Annotated in this window: 16 protein-coding genes and 1 riboswitch; of the genes, 10 read left to right on the forward strand and 6 right to left on the reverse strand. The window is 66.5% G+C overall.

The genetic code is table 11. From position 1 onward, the window contains the following. Nucleotides 1-4 precede the first annotated feature (4 nt). The 5 genes from ACZK08_RS16110 to thiC all read right to left on the reverse strand — a co-directional run bounded on the left by ACZK08_RS16110 (nucleotide 5) and on the right by thiC (nucleotide 9,134). Nucleotides 5-2,884, reverse strand: a complete 2,880-nt coding sequence (locus tag ACZK08_RS16110; RefSeq protein ID WP_065175097.1) for a TonB-dependent receptor plug domain-containing protein — start codon at nucleotides 2,882-2,884, stop codon at nucleotides 5-7. Between the two features lie 49 nt (nucleotides 2,885-2,933). Continuing rightward, nucleotides 2,934-3,833 carry a helix-turn-helix transcriptional regulator gene (locus ACZK08_RS16115; protein WP_053519175.1) on the reverse strand — a complete coding sequence of 300 codons (900 nt, stop codon included), beginning with the start codon at nucleotides 3,831-3,833 and terminating at the stop codon, nucleotides 2,934-2,936. Nucleotides 3,834-3,947: 114 nt separating this feature from the next. Beyond that, a complete protein-coding gene (locus tag ACZK08_RS16120; protein ID WP_065181709.1) occupies nucleotides 3,948-6,260 on the reverse strand; it encodes a winged helix-turn-helix domain-containing protein in 2,313 nt (770 codons plus the stop codon). Between the two features lie 260 nt (nucleotides 6,261-6,520). Further along, nucleotides 6,521-7,192: an ion channel gene (locus tag ACZK08_RS16125; protein WP_053519170.1), complete on the reverse strand. Its 672-nt coding sequence runs from the start codon at nucleotides 7,190-7,192 to the stop codon at nucleotides 6,521-6,523. 97 nt (nucleotides 7,193-7,289) lie between these two features. Then, nucleotides 7,290-9,134 (reverse strand): phosphomethylpyrimidine synthase ThiC, encoded by a 1,845-nt coding sequence (gene thiC, locus ACZK08_RS16130; protein WP_065175099.1) that lies wholly within the window; start codon nucleotides 9,132-9,134, stop codon nucleotides 7,290-7,292. A gap of 82 nt (nucleotides 9,135-9,216) precedes the next feature. Next, a riboswitch (TPP riboswitch) is annotated at nucleotides 9,217-9,317 on the reverse strand. A gap of 244 nt (nucleotides 9,318-9,561) precedes the next feature. Between thiC and ACZK08_RS16135 the strand changes: the two genes are divergently transcribed. Further along, a complete protein-coding gene (locus ACZK08_RS16135; RefSeq protein ID WP_053519166.1) occupies nucleotides 9,562-11,139 on the forward strand; it encodes a BCCT family transporter in 1,578 nt (525 codons plus the stop codon). Between the two features lie 314 nt (nucleotides 11,140-11,453). Here the strand turns inward: ACZK08_RS16135 and ggt are convergent, their stop codons facing one another. Continuing rightward, on the reverse strand, nucleotides 11,454-13,172 hold the full coding sequence (gene ggt / locus ACZK08_RS16140) for a gamma-glutamyltransferase (RefSeq protein WP_053520297.1): 1,719 nt from the start codon (nucleotides 13,170-13,172) through the stop codon (nucleotides 11,454-11,456). 696 nt (nucleotides 13,173-13,868) lie between these two features. Between ggt and ilvC the strand changes: the two genes are divergently transcribed. The 9 genes from ilvC (at nucleotide 13,869) to leuB (ending at nucleotide 23,530) form a co-directional block, all read left to right on the forward strand. Then, entirely contained in the window at nucleotides 13,869-14,843 is a 975-nt protein-coding gene (ilvC, locus tag ACZK08_RS16145; RefSeq protein ID WP_053520296.1) for a ketol-acid reductoisomerase, read from the forward strand. A gap of 37 nt (nucleotides 14,844-14,880) precedes the next feature. Continuing rightward, complete coding sequence (ilvG, locus tag ACZK08_RS16150) at nucleotides 14,881-16,617, forward strand: acetolactate synthase 2 catalytic subunit (RefSeq protein ID WP_478452270.1); 1,737 nt, start codon at nucleotides 14,881-14,883, stop codon at nucleotides 16,615-16,617. Continuing rightward, complete coding sequence (locus ACZK08_RS16155) at nucleotides 16,601-16,864, forward strand: ACT domain-containing protein (RefSeq protein ID WP_053520294.1); 264 nt, start codon at nucleotides 16,601-16,603, stop codon at nucleotides 16,862-16,864. The genes ilvG and ACZK08_RS16155 overlap by 17 nt, the downstream gene beginning before the upstream one ends. 96 nt (nucleotides 16,865-16,960) lie before the next feature. After that, nucleotides 16,961-18,052: a threonine dehydratase gene (locus ACZK08_RS16160; RefSeq protein WP_065181711.1), complete on the forward strand. Its 1,092-nt coding sequence runs from the start codon at nucleotides 16,961-16,963 to the stop codon at nucleotides 18,050-18,052. Further along, on the forward strand, nucleotides 18,049-19,635 hold the full coding sequence (locus tag ACZK08_RS16165) for a 2-isopropylmalate synthase (protein ID WP_065181712.1): 1,587 nt from the start codon (nucleotides 18,049-18,051) through the stop codon (nucleotides 19,633-19,635). Before ACZK08_RS16160 ends, ACZK08_RS16165 begins: the two co-directional genes overlap by 4 nt. Before the next feature lie 10 nt (nucleotides 19,636-19,645). Then, nucleotides 19,646-20,422: a class I SAM-dependent methyltransferase gene (locus tag ACZK08_RS16170; protein WP_065181713.1), complete on the forward strand. Its 777-nt coding sequence runs from the start codon at nucleotides 19,646-19,648 to the stop codon at nucleotides 20,420-20,422. A 60-nt stretch (nucleotides 20,423-20,482) separates the two neighbouring features. After that, nucleotides 20,483-21,901, forward strand: a complete 1,419-nt coding sequence (gene leuC / locus ACZK08_RS16175) for a 3-isopropylmalate dehydratase large subunit (RefSeq protein ID WP_065181714.1) — start codon at nucleotides 20,483-20,485, stop codon at nucleotides 21,899-21,901. After that, complete coding sequence (gene leuD, locus ACZK08_RS16180) at nucleotides 21,901-22,479, forward strand: 3-isopropylmalate dehydratase small subunit (protein ID WP_065181715.1); 579 nt, start codon at nucleotides 21,901-21,903, stop codon at nucleotides 22,477-22,479. The genes leuC and leuD overlap by 1 nt, the downstream gene beginning before the upstream one ends. Then, a complete protein-coding gene (leuB, locus tag ACZK08_RS16185) occupies nucleotides 22,469-23,530 on the forward strand; it encodes a 3-isopropylmalate dehydrogenase (protein WP_065175105.1) in 1,062 nt (353 codons plus the stop codon). Before leuD ends, leuB begins: the two co-directional genes overlap by 11 nt. Nucleotides 23,531-23,606: the final 76 nt, after the last annotated feature.

A 23,606-nucleotide genomic window follows, 5' to 3' on the forward strand; every position in this document is an offset into this window, starting at 1 on the left:
TGGATCAGAAGCGCTGGGTGTACTTCATGTACAGGAAGCGACCCACGTCGAAGCCGCCGTAGTAGGCGAAGCTCGAGTTCGGCTGGGTGAACATGATCGGACCCTTGTGGTCGAACACGTTGTTGGCGCCCAGCGCGATGGTGGCATCCCACGGTGCCTTCCAGCTGACCTGCAGGTCGTGGAAGGTGTTGGAGCCGGTCTTGCGCAGCGGCGACTTCTCACCGTTCTGGTAGCGGTCGGCGTCGTCGCACGGACGGTTGGCCACGCAGGCTTCATTCATGCCCGAGTAGTAACGCGCGGTGTACGCCACGCCGAAGTCACCCTTCGACCAGGTCAGGCCCAGGTTCGAACGCACGCGGAACAGGCCCGGCTCACCGACACGGCCGATGGTGATGTTGTCACCGTCAGCGTTCTGGCCCTGCTCGTCGTACTTGGCCAGGTAGCTCGTCTGCCAGTCGATCGCGAACTGGCCGATGGCCAGCTCCGGCAGGCGGTACTTGATGCCCAGGTCGTAGCCCTGGGTTTCCATCTGGCCGAGGTTGGCCAGGCCGTAGGTCATGCCGTTGATGTGGCCATCGCCTGCACGGGTGTGCGCGGCGCAACGCGAAGCATCGCCCAGCACGTAGCAGTCACGCAGGATGCGGTCGACGCTGTCAGCGATGATCATGTCGCTGATTTCGTACTTGTACCAGTCCAGCGAGATGTCCAGGCCCTGCACCCAGCGCGGGCTCCAGACCAGGCCGACGGTGGTGCTCTTGGAGGTTTCCGGGGTCAGGTTCGGGTTGGCACCCGAGATGAACTGGTCCGGCGTCGCACACGGGGTCGAGGTGCACGGAATCAGGCCCTGGCCCAGCTGGGTGTAACCGACCGGGACGCCCGCCGCCGAGCAGGCTGCATTGCCGTTGACCGAACCCGGCGCGGTGATGCCGCACGGATCGGTGTACGACTCGAAGCTGCTGCTCAGGCCACCGTACAGGTTGTCGATGGTCGGAGCACGGAAGCCCTCAGCCCAGGTACCGCGAACCAGCAGCTCGTCCAGCGGACGCCAGGTGAAGCCGAACTTCGAGTTCAGGGTGTCGCCGAAGTTGCTGTAATCCGAGTAACGGGTCGCAGCATTCAGGGTCAGTTCCTTGGCAAACGGCATGTCCGCCAGGACCGGCACGTTCAGTTCCAGGTAGACCTCGTCCAGCGAGTACTCACCCTGGGTGGTCTGCGCGCCCAGGCCGGTGGACTGGCCCGACTGTGCGAAGGCGTCCGGCGAGAAGCGGCCTTCTTCCTTGCGGTGCTCGACGCCCACGGCGAAGCCCAGGTCACCGGCCGGCAGGGTCACGATCGAACCCGACAGGTTGGCGGTGAAGCTGGTGGTCTTGGTCAGACCGGTATCGGTGAAGTACGGGAACAGGAAGTCCTGGGTGGCCTGGTCGGCCAGCGAACCGGCACCGGCAACGCCGAACGGCAGCAGCGGGTTCCACGGACGGCAGCCGCTGGTGGCGAGCGGATCGGACATGCTGGTGCCGCAGCGGGCGACGCCATCAGCACCGATGAACGAAGCGCCCAGCGCCTGTTCCGATGCGATCAGGCTCATGTCGCCGTGACCACGCTTGGTGGTTTCGTTGCGGTTCCACAGCGCGCCGACGTCCCAGTCGAAGGTCTTGCCGGCGAAGTCGAAGAAGCCGCTGATGCTCGGGGCGAAGCGCAGGGTCTTGACCTGGCTTTCGGTGGTGCGCGGCACTTCCCACAGACGGCGGCGGAAGGTCAGGTCTTCACCGGTCGGGTTGAACGCGCTGTCGGCCGACAGCGGGGTGTCGAAGGATGCCGACTGGTACGGATAGCCTGCGATCTGCTGGGTGGTGTTGCGCTCGTTGTAGAGCACGTCAGCGTTGAACGAGATCGCGTCGGTGAAGTCGTAGTTGCCGTTGACGTACAGCGACTTACGCTCGATACCGGTCTGCACCATCATCTGCTGGTTGGCATTGACGGCGTCAGCGGAGGTTTCCAGACGGTAGTCGGCGCGGTTGGCCGGGTTGCCGCCATCACGCAGGGTGTACCAACGCTGGTCGCTCGGGCCGACATAGCCCGGCTCGCCCTGCTTCAGGTTCGGGGTGACGCACGGGTCGCAGAAGCCACCCTTCTGGTTGATCGGGCTGGCGCCCGAACCCGGGTAGTTCGGGCCGGCGTTGCCGTCACGGCTGAACCAACGGTCCTTCGCCCACACCGGATCCTGCTTGGAGTACTCGGCGGACAGGGTGACACCGCCGCGCTCGCCCATGCTGCCGAGGGTGAACGAATAGGTTTCGGTGTCGCCGTCGCCCTTGCCGTACTGACCGACATAGACGCTGGCTTCAGCGCCGTCGAAGCGCTTGCGGGTGATCACGTTGACCACGGCCGCGATGGCGTCCGAACCGTAGATGGCCGAGGCGCCGTCCTTCAGGATCTCGATGCGCTCGATGGCGGCCATCGGGATCTGGCTCAGATCCTGGTAGCCGGCGGTGGTCGCGCCCAGGCGCTTGCCGTTCATCAGCACCAGGGTGCGCTGCGCGCCCAGGTTGCGGATGTCGACGTAGTAGCCACCGACGTTTTCGCCCGAAGCCAGCGACTCCGAACGGGAGATGGCCGGGGAGCCGGCCGAGGTCAGGTTCTGCAGGACGTCGGCAACCGAGGTGTAGCCCTGCTTTTCCAGGTTCTCACGGCTCAGGGTGACGATCGGCTGCTGGGTTTCAACGGCAGCGCCGCGGATGCGCGAGCCGGTGACCGAAATGCGGTCCAGGTCGGTGGTGCCCTTTGCTTCCGGTGCTTCCTGTGCGGAAGCGAAGGCGGGCGCCAGCGCCAGCGCAATGCCGGCCGGCAGCAGGCCGAACCGCACTGCGGGGTTACGAACGTTCATCAATCTCTCCAAGGTACGTGTTAGCAGCGTGTTAAAACACCCCAGCACGTTACGATTGCGTTGCAGCGCTGTATTTGCGCGAACCAACCAGAGACTTTGCGGATTGTGGCGGGAGCAAGCCGCCGTTTTCCCTGAAGCGCGAAGCGGACTGCCCGTAGCGGGCGCGGAACGCCCGGGCGAAGCTGCAGCAGTTGTCGAAACCACTGGCCGCGGCGACCTCTCCCACCATCATGTCGGTGTCGCGCAGCAGGTCGGCGGCGCGCTCCAGGCGCAGCCGTGCCGAAAGCGACTGCGGGCTTTCTTCATACAGGCTCTGGAACGTCTTGGAGAGATACCAGCTGGAGAAGTTGGTCAGCTCGGCCAGTTCGCCGATGCGTACGACGCGGTGGCTGTTGCCTTCCAGATAGAGGCGGGCGCGCTGCATGCGACCGAACACCTGGCGCTTGCGGCTGCGCGAACGGCCAGGGCAGCGCTGCACGTTGTCGGCCAATCCACGCTGCAGGCCGGCCAGATGCAGCAGCAGCGGGCGCAGGTGCTGCGCCGGGTGGCCACTGGCCAAGGCATCACGCCACAGGCGCAGCGCGACGCGAGCGTCACTGCGGCCCATCCGGCCGCGGCCCGCGTACAGGCCGCAGTCGGCCATCTCCGCCAGCACACGCAGCGCTTCCACGTTCAGGTTCAGGCCGATGCACAGCCCGTTGCGCCCTGCCTGCACCAGCGGGCGCGATTCCTTCTCGAACGCGATCCATTCGCCGTGGCGCAGGCGGAAGCGCCCCTCCTTGGCCTCCACCCAGGAGCTGCCGCGCACCTGCATCCACACGGTGAAGCTGCTGCCCGCGGTCTGCAGGCTGCCGAGCCGGGCAACGCCCAGACAGGTCGGCACGACGTCATCGAGTGCCTTGTCCAGGGAGACGGATTGGCCACGATCGGCCAGTGAGAGTTGACGCATGGTGCACCACGGATTTGCCAAGTACAGGCCTCCGTTTTGCCCAATCAGGCGGCACCGCGTCAGGAAAGACTGACGAGATCGCCACGAATTCGCGGCGAGATCCCGACGAAAAAATTACGAAGGCCCATTTCCCTTGAACATCAACATCTTGGAGAAGGCCGGGAACAGCGCTGGCGCCTTTTCGGGCAGCCGCATCACGCCGATGTCGGCGCCATCACTGACTGCCAGAGCGACAAACAGGGCCGTCCCGTCTGCGCTGGCGCTGAGTCCGTTGCTCGCGCTCAAGCGCTGCGCGTCCAGGCAGCGCCCGGCATCCTCCTGCCCGGCGGCGATGCGGACGAGGATGGTGCTGCAGCGGGTGGAACTGCCGAGATAGCCGATGCTGTCGTGGCCGGCAACCGTCCACGAGCGGTAGCGCCAGCGGCTGGGTTTGTCCTCGCTGATCTGCCGCACGCTGTCCGGGGACAGCGCCGCGTCCGCCGCCCACAACCCCTCCGCCGCCAGGCGGGTGAACAGCACCCGACGGCCTGCGCGGTCAAAGCGGACCTGGGAGACGCCGTCGATGCTCGCCAGCCGCCGCCAGGGTTGGGTGCTGCGATCGAACAGACTGAGCCGCGTACGCTGGTCGGCATCACGTTCGACCACCAGCAGCTGCTCGGGCGTGGCGCCATACAGCGCCTGCAGCGGCTGTTCGGCGGGCACGGGCAGCGGTTGCAGACGCTCGTCGCGGGGTGCGATCTCGTAGACCACCGCGCGACCGTGTGCATCGCGCCCAACCACCAGAAGTTGCCGGCTGTCGGCCGACCAATCGGGGGCCTGCCGTGCTTCCGGGCGCAAGCCTTCGATCGGCCGCAGCGAATCGGGGCGTTGCATGTCCGCCCACCAGAGAGCGAAGCTGCCCGAGCGGTCAGAGGTGAATACCAGCTGGCGACCGTCCGGTGCTGCCATCGGTTGACCGTCGCGGCCGCTGGACGCAAACAGGCGCTCCGGTTCACCGCCCTGCATCGGCACCTTGAACACGCCGAACTGTGCACGGCGATGGACGAAGGCCAGCATGCCGCCATGCCGCGATACCGCCGGCCACTGCGCGTCGTCCAGTCCGGCATCACGCAGCGTGCGCCGCTCGATGTCGAGGTAATAGAGCCGCACCTCGCTGTCGACCCGGCGGCCGAACACGATGGTGCGGCCGTCGCCAAGCCAGGCCCATCCGCGCAGCTCGGCCGACTCGCTGGTCAGCTGCTCCGGCGTGCCACCCGCGGCAGGAACCCGCCACAGGTCGCCCATCTGCGGGTTGCGCACGAACACCAGCCATTTGCCGTCCGGCGAATAGCGCGGCGCGTAATCGAAATCGTCCTGATCGACGGCGTACTGCAGCGGCTGCCACTGTCCGCTGGCCAGATCGAGTACTCGGATACCGCGGTGGGCATAGCGGCCCACCATGCTGCCGAATACCAGGCCGCGCCCGTCGGGTGTCCAGTCGAAGCTGAGCAGCTCGGTGCCATCGCAGCGCGTGGCCTGGCGCAACGCGCCGCCGGTCGCACTGGCGATCAGCACCTGACAACCCCCATCGGCGGAGAAGCGGGCAAAGGCGATGTCGCGTCCATCCGGCGACCAGTTCGGGAAGCGATCAACCGCACCCTCAGGAGGAACAAGCAGCTGCCGCGCCGGCGCGTTGCCGGACGTCTGTACCTTGATCGCACCGCCGCCCAGGCCATCCTCGCTGGCACCTTCGTAGGCCACCTGCGAACCATCCGGCGACAGCGTGGGATAGGTTTCGAAGCCTGCGGTGGCGGTGATCAGCCGATAGGGCCGCTGCGGGCTGCCGATCACCCGCGTGCCGTTCTCCACCGCCGCCTCCACCGGAGAGCTGGCCGGCGCACGGCGCAGCAGCAGGACCGTCATCACCAGCAGTGCGGCCAGCATCAGCAGGCCCAGCACCAGCAACAATCGACGTCGCAGGTAGCGCCAGCGACGGCGTCGCATGTCCTCCGGGGCTGGCGTGTGCACTTCCACGACCGCGTTGGAATCGCCAACCGCGCCTTCGGCCTCGACCGCCAGTTCCGCTTCGGGCTCGGGCATGGCCTGCACCGGCACGCGCAGGCGGTAGCCGGTCTTGGCGATCGTCTCGATATACGCCTGGCCGTTGTCATCGTCGTTGGCGAAGGCTTTGCGCAGCTGGGTGACCGCCTGCGTCAGCACATCGTTGGTGGGCAGCGTATCGGGCCACACCTCGGCGAACAGTTCTTCGCGGGTGACCACGCGCCCGGGTTGCCGCAGCAGCACACGCAGCACGCCCAGCGCCTTCGGCGTCAGCCGGCGCGGGCGACGCGCGCCGGCAACTTCGACCTCTCGCGAGGACAAAGTGACGACACATTCGCCGATCCGGATCCGATCAGATTCGGTGGGCTGGATTTCGCTGCGGTTCATTTTTTGCTAAACAGTAGAGACAGTTTCCGGGCAGTGTTCGCCTTCGATACCGTCCCCAACGGGGAACAGCGAAAAGCCAGACTCCGCACAAAGCATCGGCGCATACCGCAAAAACAATGGAGCGCGCGAATACTAGCCTATGCCGGTTACCTCGCCTATCGCGTGGTCGACATCAGGCTCTCTCTCGCCGACGCATTCACATAACTTCGCACCATCATTCGCGCCCTTTCGGGCGCGAAATTTTTATCTGCCATTCATTTTCAGAAACGCCGCAGCATGGTCAATCCGACCAGCCGCGAAACCACCAAAGCCACGTACATCACGCCTGAGAACTGCTCCAGCATGACCAGTGCGCGTGCCTGCGGATGCAGCGGCACGACATCGCTCAGGCCGACCCCGGACAGCAAGCTGAAGCTCAGATAAAGCAGCTCCATCCAGCTTCGCTGAGGTCCCTCGCTGCTGCCCTGGAAACTGCCCGGATACCACTGTTGGCACACCCCAAATGCGAAGGCGAATGCCCACGCCAGCAACGTGAAGGTGGCGCCGGCCGCGAACAGTTCGTCGCGGGTGACTTTGTGGTCCTGCAGCATGTAGGCGATCAGGGCGCCGGCCGTATAGAAGTAGAGCAGGCTCTCCAGCAGCTGCGCGGTGGTCACCAGCGCGGCGCGGTCCAGCAGCGCGCCGGCGATGGAGAACACCACCGCCGGAATCGCCAGCAGCAGTGCCAGCCATGTACCCAACGGGCTGCGCTGGACCACCCACAACGCCAGGCCCAGCACCGCCATTCCAAACATGCCCAATGCAGCGCGGCCGGCGGCCGTGTCGTCCAGCGCGGGATACAGCATCACCGCCAGCAGCTGCGCGCCCAGCAGCCACGCGGACGGATGGCGGCGGGCGATGGCCAGCCAGCGGGTGGTCACGGCAACAGGCATGGCGTCCCTTCCCCGGAAAGATGGGCGGAGGATAACGGGATGCGCGTGAGGCGCGCGATGCAGCGCCGCCGGGGCACGCCCGGCGACGCCAGTCCGATCAGCCCTGCTGGTAGACCTCCGCGCCCGCAGCGCGGAACTGCTCGGACTTCTCCTTCATTCCGGCCTCGGCGTACTCGCGCACGTCCTGGGTGATCTTCATCGAGCAGAAGTGCGGCCCGCACATCGAGCAGAAGTGCGCCAGCTTGTGCGCGTCCTTGGGCAGCGTCTCGTCATGGAATTCCTTTGCCTTCTCCGGGTCCAGCCCGAGGTGGAACTGGTCTTCCCAACGGAACTCGAAGCGCGCCTTGCTCAATGCGTTGTCGCGGACCTGCGCGCCCGGATGCCCCTTGGCCAGGTCGGCCGCATGTGCGGCGATGCGATAGGCCATGATGCCGTCGCGCACATCCTGGCGGTTGGGCAGGCCAAGGTGTTCCTTCGGCGTCACGTAGCAGAGCATCGCGGTACCGAACCAACCGATCATCGCTGCGCCGATGGCACTGGTGATGTGGTCATAGCCGGGCGCGATGTCCGTGGTCAGCGGCCCCAGCGTATAGAACGGAGCCTCACCACATTCGCGCAGCTGCTTGTCCATGTTTTCCTTGATCAGCTGCATCGGCACGTGCCCGGGACCTTCGATCATCGTCTGCACGTCATGCTTCCATGCGATCTTCGTCAGCTCGCCCAGCGTTTCCAGCTCGCCGAACTGCGCCGCGTCGTTGGCGTCTGCGATGCAGCCCGGGCGCAGCCCATCGCCCAGCGAGAAGGTCACGTCGTAGGCCTTCATGATTTCGCAGATGTCTTCGAAGTGCGTGTAGAGGAAATTCTCCTTGTGATGGGCCAGGCACCACTTGGCCATGATCGAGCCGCCGCGACTGACGATGCCGGTCACCCGCTTGGCGGTCAGCGGCACGTAGCGCAGCAGCACGCCGGCATGGATGGTGAAGTAGTCCACGCCCTGTTCGGCCTGTTCGATCAACGTGTCGCGGAAGATCTCCCAGGTCAGTGCCTCGGCACGGCCATCGACCTTCTCCAGGGCCTGATAGATCGGCACCGTGCCGATCGCCACCGGCGAGTTGCGGATGATCCACTCGCGGGTCTCGTGGATGTGCTTGCCGGTGGACAGGTCCATCACCGTATCGCCCCCCCAGCGGATCGCCCACACCAGCTTCTCCACTTCCTCGGCAATGCCGGATGACACCGCGCTGTTGCCGATGTTGGCGTTGATCTTGGTCAGGAAGTTGCGGCCGATGATCATCGGCTCGCTTTCCGGGTGGTTGATGTTGTTGGGCAGCACCGCCCGGCCACGGGCGATTTCGTCGCGGACGAACTCCGGGGTGATGATCTTCTGGATGGATGCGCCGAAGGCTTCGCCCGGATGCTGCTGCAGCAGGCCTGCATCGCGGATCGCGTCCAGCCGCTGGTTCTCGCGGATGGCGACGAATTCCATCTCCGGCGTGATGATGCCGCGGCGCGCATAGTGCATCTGGGTGACATTGCCACCCGCACGGGCGCGGCGCGGCAGGCTGCGGGCCGGGAAGCGCACCGCATCGAGCTTCGGGTCGTGCTCGCGATCGCGGCCGAAGGAAGAGCTCAGGCCATCAAGCTGTTCGGTGTCACCCCGCGCTTCGACCCAGGCACGGCGCAGGGCCGGCAAGCCCGCGGACAGGTCGATGCGCACGTCAGGATCGGTGTAGGGGCCGGAGGTGTCATACACCGTGACCGGCGCGTTCTCTTCGCCGCCGAACAGGGTCGGCGTGCGGCTCAGTGTGATCTCGCGCATCGGCACGCGCAGGTCCGGGCGCGAGCCGGTGACATGGATCTTGCGCGAGCCGGGAATCGGCCGGGTCACGGATTCGGAGAGTTGCTGGGCCTGTTGCTGCAGGGCGGAGAGCTGTGCGTTCATCGGGCATCGTCCAGGAGGGTCAGGGACGAAGCGGCGGCGCACTGCCCCCGCACGCGGACGGTCCTTGGGCGGCGTCCGGGTTCGGTTGCATTGCAAAGCTTCCCTACGCCGGTATGAGCCGGATCAGGTTCCAAGGGACTGTCTCAACCGTGGCCGATGGCCGCGGTACCCCCGCTTCTTGCCGGCATTAGACCATAGAAGTCCTGCAACAGGGCGAGCCTACGGGGCGGCTGCGCGTCACGCGGCATTGATGAATTAACGCAACCATGACGTCGCGTTCAGTAACGTGCACGCGCATCGTGTCGCTGCGACCGATGACGCATCGCCGCCATCGCGGCCCCTGCCCGGCTAGCGCTCGAGTGCCGCCGGCCCCTCGCTGCAAGCATTTGCTCGCTCCCTCAATCCCTTTGATCGGAGAAGCTCCTTCATGGTGTTTCGTGTTTCCATCGCACTGGTCCTGTTGCTGGTGCTGCTTGCCGGCGTAGCACCCGGTCCCTTCAACGCCGTGGTGCAGAGCATCCTCGGCGAACTCATCCGCGGCATCGGCTGGCTGTACCTGCTGGTGGTGTTCCTGGCGCTGGTGTTCCTGATGTACCTGGCGTTCGGCCGCTTCGGCAACCTGCGCATCGGTGGCGAAGACGCCGAACCCGAATTCTCGCGGGCCAGCTGGATGTCGATGCTGTTCGCCGCCGGCATGGGCATCGGCCTGGTGTTCTGGGGGGCGGCCGAGCCGATCTCCCACTTCAGCAAGCCGCCGGAAGGACTGGCACCGGAAAGCATGGACGCCGCACGTGCAGCGATGCGCTATGCGTTCTTCCACTGGGGCCTGCATCCGTGGGCGATCTACGCGCTGATCGGTCTGGCAATGGCGTGGTTCCAGTTCAACCGCAACGGCCGCGGGCTGGTCAGCGACATGCTGCAGCCGATCATCGGTCATCATCATCGGGGCTGGATAGGACGGATTGTCAACATTGCCGCGGTGGTGGCCACGGCAATCGGTGTGGCCACCACGTTGGGCTTCGGCACCATCCAGATCGCAGCCGGCATGCAGCGCGTGTTCGGCGTGCATGCCGGTGTGCCGCTGCAGCTGACCATCATCGCCGTCGCCTTCGTGCTGTACATGGCCTCCACCCTCAGCGGCGTGGAGCGCGGCGTGAAATGGCTGTCGAACTTCAACCTGGCGCTGGCCGCCCTGCTGCTGGCACTGGTCCTGGTGCTCGGGCCGACCGGCGCGATCTTCAATACCTTCACCACGACGCTGGGGTCCTACCTGAACCAGCTGGTGACGATGAGCCTGCGCATGTCACCGTTCTCCTCCAGTACGTGGGTCGCCGACTGGACGATCTTCTACTGGGCCTGGTGGATTTCCTGGGCACCGTTCGTGGGTTCGTTCATCGCGCGCATCTCGCGTGGCCGCAGCGTGCGCGAGTTCGTGGTGGGCGTGGTACTGGCGCCGACGCTGCTGGGCTTCTTCTGGTTCTCGGTGTTCGGTGGCACCGCGATCTGGTCGCAGATCTTCGGCCATGCAGACCTGGTACAGGCGCTGGGCAACGGCTATGAGACCGTACTGTTCACCCTGTTCGACAGCATGCCGCTGCCATTGCTGCTGTCGTGCATCGCGCTGGTTCTGCTGATGATCTTCTTCGTGACCTCGGCTGACTCGGCGGTGCTGGTGCTGGCCAGCATGTCCACCGACGAGGCAGGCGACCCGCCCGCCAAGCGCAAGCTGGCCTGGGGTGTGGGCATCGCACTGATCGCAGGTGCGTTGCTGCTGGCCGGCGGCCTCGACGCGCTGCAGGGCATGATCACGATCTCGGCACTGCCATTCGCGCTGCTGATGGTGCTGGTGATGGTCTCGCTGTACCGGGTACTGGACCAGGAGTACACGCGGGAGCGGCGGCAGGCACAGCGCCAGCGGCACATGATCGATGCGTGGATCGCGCGCGAAATGGCGGCACAGGAAGAAACCCAGGCCGAAGCAGCGCGCGCGCAGGATTCGGATTGAGGGTGTTCTGCAGCCTGCGCCGGAAAAACACGAAGGGGTCGGATCCGTTTCCTCTGGAAAACGGATCCGACCCCAACCCACAGCGCGCGGCTGTTGCCTTTGATCTTCTTCTTTCTCTTCCGTGGCTGACGCGCACGGAAATTGTCGGGGGGCGTGCGGGTGGGAAGGACGGGGGTGTCCGCGGCATGGATGCCGCGGCCAAGCCTACAAGGACGTATTCACGGCGTCCCCCGGCATTCCCATCCGCACGCCCCAATCCATGATCGGCTCTGGCGATCAGCCGCGAGGGGGCTCAGCCCGGTGGCCGGGAGACCTTAATACCCCGCCGCCTGCCCATCCTTCCGACTCTCCGACGCGCCGTAGTACACGCCCGTGTCCGGATCCCGCATGATCGCCTGATACCCGCCGTACGGACCGTCGGCGAACACGATGCGATGCCCCTTGCGCATCAGCGCGCGCACCGTTTCGTACGGGAAGCCCGTCTCCAGGTTCACCTCCCCCCCATCGGTCATCGCCGTGGCCTGACCGGTCGGCTCCGTGGAACCTTCATGCTGGATACGCGGCGCATCTCCGGCCTCCTGCAGGTTCATGCCGAAGTCCACCAGGTTCATCACGATCTGCGCGTGGCCCTGCGGCTGCATCGCACCGCCCATCACGCCGAAACTGGCATAGGGCTTTCCATCCTTGGTGATGAACGCCGGAATGATGGTCTGGAACGGGCGCTTGCCCGGTGCGTAGCCATTCGGATGGTTCTTCTGCAGCACGAACATCTCGCCGCGGTCCTGCAGGATGAAGCCGAGCCCTGGTGGCGCCATGCCGCTGCCCATCCCGCGGTAGTTCGACTGGATCAGCGACACCATCATGCCGTCAGCATCGGCCACGGTCATGTAGATCGTATCGCCCTCCTCCAGCTGCTTCGGCGTGCCCGGCTGCACTTCCTTCAACGCCTTGTCCATGGAAATCAGTGCACGCCGCTGCGCGGCATACTCCTTGGAAATCAGCTTCTGGACCGGTGCGGGCTGGAAGGCCATGTCGGCGTAGAAGCGCGCACGATCGGCGAAGGCCAGCTTCTTGGCCTCCACGAACAGATGCACGTGCTCGGGCGAGCCGAATGGAATCTTCGAGAAGTCGTAGCCTTCAAGTACGTTGAGAATCTGCAGCGCGGCGATGCCCTGGCTGTTCGGCGGCAACTCCCATACGTCGTAACCGCGATAGTTGCTGCTGACCGGCTCGACCCACTCGCCGTGGTGGTCGGCCATGTCCTGGTAGCTCAGGTAGCCACCATTGGCCTTGAAGTAATCGCCGATGGTGTGGGCGATCTCGCCCTTGTAGAAGGCATCCCGGCCGCCGTCGGCCACCTTCTGCAACGTATCGGCCAGGTTCGGGTTCTTCCACATCTCGCCCTTGCGCGGGGCATGCCCGTTGACCGTGAACTGTTCCTTGAAGCCGGGATACTGCGACAGCCGTGGCACGGAACGATCCCAGTAATAGGCGATCACCTCGGCCACCGGGTGGCCTTCGCGCGCGTAGCGGATGGCGGGCGCAAGATTGTCGGCCATGGGCTTGCGGCCAAAGCGGCCATGCAGGGCGAACCAGCCATCGACGGCACCCGGCACGGAGACCGGCAACGGCCCGGTCGCCGGGATCTCCTTCAGGCCGCGGCGCTGGAACTCGGCCAGGGTCAGCGACTTCGGCGAGCGGCCGGACCCGTTGTAGCCGTACAGCTTCTGTGTCTTCGGGTCCCAGACGATGGCGAACAGATCGCCACCGATGCCATTGCCGGTCGGCTCCATCAGGCCCAGCGCAGCATTGGCGGCGATGGCGGCATCGACCGCCGAGCCGCCGGATTTCATCACGTCCAGTGCGATCTGGGTGGCCAGTGGCTGCGAAGTGGCCGCCATGGCGTGAGGCGCGATGACTTCCGAGCGGGTGGCGAAGGTGTGGCCGGTGATGCGGTCGGCAGCGAGGGAAAGCGCGGGCATGGCCGCCAGGACGGCGGCAGCCAGCAGGGAACGGGCAAGGCGTCGGGACACAGTCGGGTTCCGATGGAAGGGTGGTAGCACCGATCATCGCCGCTGCGGCCTTCACGCGGTATCGGGCAGAGGTCATGGGGCGAGGCGGCCGCGGCGACCGCTGCCGGCACCGGGTCATGCCCGGCGGGCAGAACCCCCAAAATCCGCGCAAAAACCTTGGTGAAAGGAGTGAATTCGGGTTCACCGAAACACTTTCAGCGGCAACCATCCTTGCGCCACAAGCGATTCCGCTGGACGCAGCGGAAAGTGCCTGGAATCACGCCGACAAGGGTTGACATCGTCAAAACAGCTGTGTTTCTCTCGATCACATGCTGCAACACAACACACCACCGCGAACCCACATCGAAGCCGCCGACATCGGCGCCGCGTCGCTGCGTTCGATTCTTGTGCTCGTACTTATTACCCAACCAACAGGTGCGGGACGAGCCAGCGTGTAAGCAGATAGAACACACCGGAACTCGATCAAAAACCCGCACCCGCCCAGGTGCGGGTTTTTTCATTTCAAGACCTGGTTTCAGACGCAACCACCATGACCACCGCCTTCTGCAAAACCCGGACCTGCTGCACCACGATGCCTCGTGGCGGCCGTTCCTGTGCGATGCGCGGCCCCTCCTCCACCGCTTTCCCCTGACCGGCCGGTACGTCGCTTCGACGACCGGCCGTTCTTTTTTCTTCCCACCGCAAGGAACCTCCCCCATGAGCACCAACGACCTGCCCCAGACCAAGATCGCCGTCATCGGCTACGGCAGCCAGGGCCGCGCCCACGCACTGAACCTGCGCGAATCCGGCTTCGATGTGGTGGTAGGCCTGCGGCCGGGCGGCCCGACCGAAGCCAAGGCCCAGGCCGATGGCTTCACCGTCGTGGCTCCCGCCGATGCGGTGAAGGATGCCGACCTGGTCGCCGTGCTGACTCCGGACATGGTGCAGAAGAAGCTCTACAACGACGTGCTGGCGCCCAACATGAAGCAGGGCGCGTGCCTGCTGTTCGCCCACGGCCTCAATGTCCACTACGGCATGATCGAGCCGCGCGCCGACCTGGACGTGGTGCTGGTCGCACCGAAGGGCCCGGGCGCGCTGGTGCGTCGCGAGTACGAGATCGGCCGTGGCGTTCCGTGCATCTGGGCGGTCTACCAGGACACCAGCGGCCAGGCCGCGCAGCATGCGCAGGCCTATGCGACCGGTCTCGGTGGCGCCCGCGCCAATCTGATCCAGACCACCTTCAAGGAAGAAACCGAGACCGACCTGTTCGGTGAGCAGGCGGTGCTGTGCGGTGGCGCCTCGGCGCTGGTACAGGCCGGTTTCGAGACCCTGGTGGAAGCCGGCTACCAGCCCGAGATCGCCTATTACGAAGTGCTGCACGAACTGAAGCTGATCGTGGACCTGTTCTACGAAGGCGGCATCTCGCGCATGCTGGAATTCATCTCCGAAACCGCGCAGTACGGCGACTACGTCAGCGGCCCGCGGGTGATCGATGCCGGCACCAAGGAGCGCATGAAGGAAGTACTGAAGGACATCCAGGACGGCACCTTCACCAAGAACTGGGTGGCCGAGTACGAAGCGGGCCTGCCGAACTACAACCGGTTCAAGCAGGCCGACCTGGAGCATCCGATCGAGAAGGTAGGCAAGGAACTGCGCGCCAAGATGGTCTGGTTGCAAGGACAGGCCGCGTAACCACGCGGCCCTCCCCCACCCGCTTGCAAGGTCCCCCATGAACTCTTCCACACACCGCAGCGCGCCACCCAACGGGGCGCGCTGGCTGACCCAGGCACTGGAGGCCGAAGGCGTCCGCACGCTGTTCGGCTATCCCGGCGGCACCATCATGCCGTTCTACGACGCGCTGGTGGATTCGTCGTTGAAGCACATCCTGGTGCGGCACGAGCAGGGCGCGGCGCTGGCCGCCAACGGTTTCGCACGCGCCAGCGGCCAAGTGGGCGTCTGCGTGGCCACCTCCGGCCCCGGCGCATCGAACCTGGTCACCGGTATCGCCGATGCGATGCTGGACTCGGTGCCGATGGTCTGCATCACCGGCCAGGTCGGCACGCCCCTGCTGGGTACCGACGCCTTCCAGGAGCTGGATGTGTTCGGCCTGACCATGCCGATCGTCAAGCACAGCTGGCTGGTACGCAGCGTCGATGACCTGCCCCGCGTGGTCGCCGATGCCTTCCGCATTGCCCGCGAAGGACGTCCCGGCCCGGTGCTGATCGACCTGCCCAAGGACGTGCAGGTGGCCGATGCCAGTCACCTGCCGGTGCATGTGCCGAGCAGCGTCGAACCACCGCCGGCAGCCACCGGCGACGCCATTGCCGCCGCCATCGCAGCGCTGGCGGCGGCGGAGAAGCCGGTGGTGTATGCCGGCGGTGGCATCGCACTGGGCGATGCAGTGCAGGACCTGCGCGATTTCGTCGAGGCCAGTGGCATTCCCACGGTGATGACCCTGCGTGGACTGGGTGCTCTGCCGGCACACCATCCGCAGTCGCTGGGCATGCTGGGCATGCACGGCACCCGCGCTGCCAACATGGCGGTGCAGGAAAGCGATCTGCTGCTGGTGCTGGGCGCACGGTTCGATGATCGCGCCACCGGCAAGCTGGCGGAGTTCGCTCCGTTCGCGCGCGTGGTCCATATCGATGCCGATGCGTACGAGATCTCCAAGCTGCGCAGCGCCGACGTCGCCGTGCCCGGCAATGTCGGCCACGCCATCCGTGCCCTGCATGCGGCCTTCCCCTCCCCCAGGGCCCATCAGGACGCATGGCGCAGCCGCTGTGCGCAGCATCGCGACCGCTTCGCCGCCCGCTACGACGCGCCAGGGCAGCACATCTACGCACCAGCGCTGCTGAAGCGCCTGAGCGAACTGGCACCCGCCGACACGGTGATTGCCTGCGACGTCGGCCAGCACCAGATGTGGGTGGCCCAGCATTGTCGCTTCAATCATCCGCGCAACCATCTGACCAGCGGCGCGCTGGGCACGATGGGCTTCGGCCTGCCGGCGGCGATGGGCGCGCAGTTTGCCTGCCCGGAGCGTACCGTGGTGCTGGTGTCCGGCGATGGCAGCTTCATGATGAACGTGCAGGAGCTGGCGACCGTCGCCCGGTGCCGTCTGCCGGTGAAGATCGTGCTGCTGGACAACAGCTCGCTGGGCATGGTCCGGCAGTGGCAGGAGCTGTTCTTCGCCGAGCGCTACAGCGAGATCGATCTGTCCGACAACCCGGATTTCGTCGCCCTGGCCCAGGTGTTCGGCATCGCCGCCAGCCGCATCGATTCGCGCGATGACGTCGAAGGCGGCCTGGCCGCGCTGCTGGCCGAGCCGGGCCCGGCGTTGCTGCACGTGGCCATCGACGCGCGCGCCAACGTGTGGCCGCTGGTGCCGCCGAACACCGCCAACAGCACCATGCTGGAAAGCAATCCAGCCCATGCCCGCCAGGAGACTCCCAATGCAATACCGGCTTGACCTGGTGCTGCAGCCGGCCGAAGGCGCGCTGCTGCGCGTGATCGGCATGGCCGAGCGCCGTGGCTTCGCGCCGCGTTCGATCAGCGGTGCTCCGGACGCCGCCGATGACGGACGCTGGCACCTGCAGCTGGTCGTGGACGGCCAGCGACCGGCGGAGACGCTGTGCCGGCAGATCGAAAAGATCTACGACTGCGTATCGGTGGAGCTGACGCCGGTAGACAGCAGCATCGAAGGAGTATCGCAATGAACACCCGTACCGTTGTGACCACGGTGCCGGTACGGAGGCGTCTTCTTCGCCGCCCGTACCCGCATGCGGTGGTCGCGCACACCGCGCCGGTGGCCCATGCCGGCCGCTGATACCAGCAAGGAAAGTGATGTCGGCGACGTAAGCGTCGCCGATGTCCTGGCCGCGCAGGCGCGCCTGCGCCGCTTCCTGCCGCCCACCCCACTGCATCATGCCGAACGCTTCGGCACCTGGCTGAAGCTGGAAAATCTGCAGCGGACCGGCTCCTACAAGGTGCGCGGAGCGTTGAACGCCCTGCTGGCCGGCCGCGAGCGCGGTGACAGCCGCCCGGTGATCTGCGCCTCGGCAGGCAATCACGCCCAGGGCGTTGCCTGGGCCGCCTACCGGCTGGATGTCCCCGCGATCACCGTAATGCCGCACGGTGCACCGGCAACCAAGATCGCCGGTGTCGCCCACTGGGGTGCCACCGTACGCCAGCACGGCAGCAGTTATGACGAGGCCTGCGCCTTCGCCGTCGAACTGGCGCAGCGCCATGGCTATCGCTTCCTGTCCGCTTTCGACGACGCCGACGTGATCGCCGGCCAGGGGACGGTCGGCATCGAGCTGGCCGCGCACGCGCCGGACGTGGTGATCGTACCGATCGGCGGTGGCGGCCTGGCCGCCGGCGTCGCCCTGGCGCTCAAGTCGCAGGGCGTGCGCGTGATTGGTGCGCAGGTGGAAGGCGTGGACTCGATGGCCCGTGCGATCCACGGCGATGTCCGCGAGATCGCCCCGGTGGCATCGCTGGCCGATGGCGTGCGGGTGAAGATTCCCGGCTTCCTGACCCGTCGCCTGTGCAGTTCGCTGCTGGACGACGTGGTGATCGTGCGCGAGGCCGAACTGCGTGAAACGCTGGTGCGGCTGGCACTGGAAGAACACATCATCGCCGAAGGCGCGGGCGCGCTGGCACTGGCTGCCGGTCGACGCATCGCCGGGCGCCGCAAGTGCGCCGTGGTCTCCGGCGGCAACATCGATGCCGGCGTGCTGGCCGGCCTGCTGACCGACATCCGCCCACGCCCGCCGCGCAAGCCGCGCCGGCGTCGCGCCGAGACGCCCCGCCCGCCGGCACGGACCGGCGTCACGCCCACCACCGCTGCCCCCCCTTCCCCCCTGCACGCCGTTGCACCTGTTGTCGAGGAGATCTCCCTGTGACCACCATCGAACGAATTACCACCCCGCGCATCCGCATCTTCGACACCACCCTGCGTGACGGCGAGCAGTCCCCCGGCTGCAGCATGAGCCCACCGCAGAAGCTGGTGATGGCGCGTGCGCTGGACGAACTGGGCGTGGACATCATCGAGACCGGCTTCCCGGCCAGCTCGCAGTCCGACCGCGAAGCGATGGCCCTGATCGGCCGCGAACTGCGCCGTCCGGGCCTGAGCCTGGCCGTGCTGTCGCGCTGCCTGCAGGCCGATATCGAGACCTCGGCACGTGCCCTGGAAGCTGCGGCCAACCCGCGCCTGCACGTGTTCCTGTCGACCAGCCCGCTGCACCGCGAGCACAAGCTGCGGATGACCCGCGAGCAGGTGCTGGAGTCGGTACGCAAGCATGTATCGCTGGCCCGTTCCTACATCGACGATGTCGAATTCTCGGCCGAAGATGCCACCCGCACCGAGCTGGACTACCTGATCGAGGTCTCGCGCGTGGCCATCGCCGCCGGCGCCACCACCATCAACCTGCCCGACACCGTCGGCTTCACCACGCCGGAGGAAATCCGCGCGATGTTCCAGCAGGTCATTGCCGGCGTGGCCGACGTGCCCAATGCCGCCAACGTGATCTTCAGCGCGCACTGCCACAACGACCTGGGACTGGCTGTGGCCAACTCCCTGGCCGCCATCGAGGGCGGCGCCCGCCAGGTCGAGTGCACCGTCAACGGCATCGGTGAACGCGCCGGCAACTGCTCACTGGAAGAAATCGCGATGGCGCTGAAGGTGCGCCAGGCCTTCTACGAGCAGGACACCGCGATCAACACCCCGCGCATCGTCGGCACCTCGCAGCTGCTGCAGCGCCTGGTCGGCATGCCGGTGCAGCGCAACAAGGCCATCGTCGGCGCCAATGCCTTCGCCCATGAATCGGGCATCCACCAGCATGGCATGCTGCGCCATCGCGGCACCTACGAAATCATGCGCCCGGAAGACGTGGGCTGGGAGGATTCGCAGATGGTGCTGGGCCGCCACAGTGGCCGTGCCGCCGTCGAAGCGCGCCTGCGTGCACTGGGCTTCTGGCTGGACGAAGAAGAGCTGAAGCTGGTGTTCGAACAGTTCAAGGGCCTGTGCGAGCAGCAGCGGGTGGTCACCGATGCCGACCTGCAGACCTTGATGCAGGGCGGCGCCAATGCACAGGGCTATCGCCTGGCCTCGATGACCATCAGCGATGTCGGCAGTCGCGCCAATGCACTGGTCGAGCTGTCCGACCCGGACGGCAACCGCGTGGCCGAGACCGCGCAGGGCGATGGCCCGGTGGATGCGCTGTTCGGCGCGTTGTCGGCCGCCACCGGCGTGCAGCTGATGCTCGACAGCTATCACGTGCACAGCGTCGGCATCGGTGCCGATGCACGCGGCGAGGCCAACCTGAGCGTGCGCCACGACGGCATCGAATACGACGGCACCGGCACCAGCAAGGACATCATCGAAGCCTCTGCGCTGGCCTGGCTGGACGTTGCCAACCGGCTGCTGCGCCAACGCCAGGCTGCTGCCAGCAGCGTCAGCGAAACCGCCACCCCTGCCACCGCCTGAGAAACCTGACATGAGCGCCTTCGACACGACCACGTCCGCTACGGCGGGCCAGCAGTGGAACGCCCAGGACTATGCGATCGATGCCGGCTTCGTGCCGCTGCTCGGCGGCGCGGTGTCGCGCCTGCTCGACCCGCGCGCCGGTGAGCACATCCTCGATCTGGGCTGTGGCGATGGGGTGCTCAGCAGTGAACTGGCGTTGAGCGGTGCACGCATCCACGGCGTGGACGCGTCGCCGGAACTGGTGATCGCCGCGCGCGCGCGCGGCGTCGATGCGCAGGTGATGGACGGCCATGCCCTGTCCTTCGACGGCGCGTTCGACGCGGTGTTCAGCAACGCCGCGCTGCATTGGATGCGCCACCCCGACGCCGTGCTCGAAGGCGTGCGCCGTGCACTGCGTCCCGGCGGCCGCTTCGTGGCCGAGTTCGGTGGCCATGGCAACGTGGCGACCATCATCGCCGCGGTGCAGGCCGCACGTGCTGCGCATGGCCATGGCGCCAGCGGTTTCCAGTGGTATTTCCCGACCGCCGACGCCTATGCCGACCGCCTGCGCCAGCACGGCTTCCAGGTGCAGCTGATCGAATGCCTGCCGCGCCCCACCGCACTGCCGACCGGCGTGGCAGGATGGCTGCGGGTGTTCGCCGCACCGCTGCTGGACGACCTGCCGGTCGAGGCCCGTGCCACCGTTCGCGAGGCCGCCGCGGCCCTGCTGGCCGACCTGACCCGCAACGCGGCGGGCCAGCCGCTGGCTGACTACGTGCGCCTGCGCGTACTCGCGCGCCGCCGTTGACTTGACCCTTTCCCGTTATTTCCCGATGTTCGTTCAATCGTACTTCTGCCAGGCAACCGCATGACCTCCGCACCCCGCACCCTGTACGACAAACTGTGGGACGCCCACGTGGTCGTTCCCGAATCCGACAGCGCCCCTGCGGTGCTGTACATCGACCTGCACCTGATCCACGAGGTGACCTCGCCGCAGGCGTTCACCGAGCTGCGCGAACGCGGTCTCCGCCCACGCCGGCCGGACCGCACCAAGGCCACGATGGATCATTCCACGCCGACCCTGCCGGCCACCGCCGACGGCCGGCTGCCGTACGCCAGCGCCGCCTCCGAGGCGCAGGTCGCCACGCTTGCGCGCAACTGCAGCGAGCACGGCATCGAACTGTTCGACATGAGCTCGGACAACCGGGGCATCGTCCATGTCATCGCGCCCGAGCAGGGTTTCACCCAGCCCGGCATGACCATCGTCTGCGGCGACAGCCATACCTCCACCCATGGTGCGTTCGGCTCGCTGGCCTTCGGCATCGGCACCAGCGAAGTGGGTCATGTGCTGGCAACACAGTGCCTGCTGCAGCGGAAGGCGAAGACGCTGGCAATCACGGTCGACGGCCCCCTGGCGCCGGGCGTCGGCGCGAAGGACGTGGTCCTGCACATCATCGGTGTGATCGGCGTCAACGGCGGCACCGGCCATGTGATCGAGTTCCGTGGCAGCACCATCGAAGCGATGGACATGGAGCAGCGCATGACCCTGTGCAACATGTCCATCGAGGCCGGCGCGCGCGCGGGCATGGTGGCACCGGACCAGGTCACCTTCGATTTCGTCGCCAACACGCCACGCGGCCCCAAGGGCGCCGATTTCGAGGCGGCCGTGGCCCGTTGGCAGGAACTGCGCAGCGATGAAGGCGCGCGCTTCGACAGCGAAGTCCACATCGATGCAGCCGACATCCGCCCGACCTTGACCTGGGGCACGCATCCCGGCACCGCCATCGCGGTCGATGTGCCGATTCCTGCGGCCAACGACGCCGCCGCGCAGAAGGGCCTGGACTACATGCACTTCCAGGCCGGCCAAGCACTGGCCGGCACGCCGGTCGATGTCGTGTTCGTCGGTTCGTGCACCAACGGCCGCCTCAGCGACATGCGCGAAGTGGCACAGGTGCTGCGCGGCCGCCGCGTCGCCGAGCGCGTGCGCATGCTGGTGGTACCGGGCTCGGAGATCGTCAAGCGCCAGGCCGAAGCGGAGGGCATCGATGAGATCGTGCGTGCAGCCGGTGCCGAATGGCGCGAGCCGGGCTGCTCGATGTGCATCGCCATGAATGGTGATCTGGTCGCCCCCGGCCAACTGGCAGTGAGTACCAGCAACCGCAATTTCGAGGGCCGCCAGGGGCCGGGCTCGCGCACACTGCTGGCCTCGCCGATGAGCGCCGCCTGGGCGGCGGTGAAGGGCCACGTGGCCGATACCCGCGAACTGTTCGCGCAGGAGGTGGCGTAATGGCCGGTTTCCGCACCTTGACCTCGTCCAGCGTCGTGCTGCGCCAGACCAACATCGACACCGACCAGATCATTCCTGCCCGGTTCCTGTCCACCACCGAGCGTGCCGGACTGGGCCGCAACGCGTTCAATGACTGGCGCTGGCAGTCCGACGGTTCGCCGGTGGCCGATTTCGCCTTCAACCAGCCGCACAACGCCGGCCGCAGCATCCTGCTGGCGGGCCGCAACTTCGGCTGTGGTTCCTCGCGCGAGCACGCGCCGTGGGCGCTGACCGACCTGGGCCTGCGCGCCATCGTCAGCAGCGAGATCGCCGACATCTTCCGTGGCAACTCACTGAAGAACGGCCTGCTGCCGATCGTCCTGGACGAAGCCGACGTTCAGGCGCTGATGCAGCGCCCCGACGACGAACTGACCATCGACGTGGCGGCACGCGAGCTGCGTACGCCGGATGGCCAGGTCTACTCCTTCCCGCTGGATGGCTTCTCGCAGACCTGTCTGCTGGAAGGCGTCGATCAACTGGGTTATCTGCTGGGCCGCGTCCCTGACATCGAACGTTACGAGAGTGAGCATGCACGCTGAGATCGTTGTACTCCCCGGTGATGGCATCGGCCCGGAAGTGGCCGCCGCTGCGGTTGCGGTCCTGAAAGCCATCGGCGAACGCTTCAACCACACCTTCACGTTCAGCGAGCACGATATCGGTGGCATCGCCATCGATCGCCATGGCGAGCCCCTGCCCGCCGCCACCCTCGCCGCATGCCAGGCCGCGAATGCCGTGCTGCTGGGTGCAGTGGGTGGACCGAAGTGGTCCGACCCGAACGCCAAGGTGCGCCCCGAGCAGGGCCTGCTGGCGATCCGCAAGGCGCTGGGCCTGTACGCCAACCTGCGGCCGGTGCGTACCCATGATGCCGCCCTGGGGGCATCGCCGATCAAGGCCGAACTGCTCAAGGGCGTGGACTTCGTGGTGGTACGCGAACTGACCGGCGGCATCTACTTCGGCGACAAGACCCGCGATGCCGACAGCGCCAGCGACCTCTGCCGCTACACCGTGGCCGAAATCGAGCGCGTGCTGCGCAGCGCGTTCCGCCTGGCACAGCAGCGCCGAGGCAAGGTGACCTCGGTGGACAAGGCCAACGTGCTGGAGACGTCCCGCCTGTGGCGCGACGTCGCCGCCCGCATCGGCCGCGAGGAGTTCCCGGACGTCGCGCTGGAACACCAGCTGGTCGATTCGATGGCGATGCACCTGCTGGCCAAGCCACGCGAATACGACGTGATCGTGACCGAAAACATGTTCGGCGACATCCTCACCGACGAGGCCTCGATGCTGGCCGGCTCACTGGGCCTGCTGCCGTCGGCATCACTGGGAGAACCGGGTGCGGTCGGCATCTACGAGCCGATCCACGGTTCGGCACCGGACATCGCCGGCAAGGGCATCGCCAACCCCTACGCGACGATCCTCAGCGCGGCCATGCTGCTGCGCCACTCGCTGGGCCTGGATGCCGAAGCGGCGGCTGTGGAGGCGGCCGTGCACGCGGTGCTGGATGATGGCGTGTTCACTGCTGATCTGGCTGCAAAGGGCCAGGCCGTGAGCACGGCGGCGGCGACCGACGCCGTGCTGGCGAAGCTGGGCTGACCCGCCGGGCGGCACCTGTAGCGTCGAGCCATGCCCGATGGCTGTTGCATGAGCCGGGCATGGCCCGGCGCCACAG

It is taken from the genome of Stenotrophomonas sp. 112478_Sma (assembly GCF_056479905.1).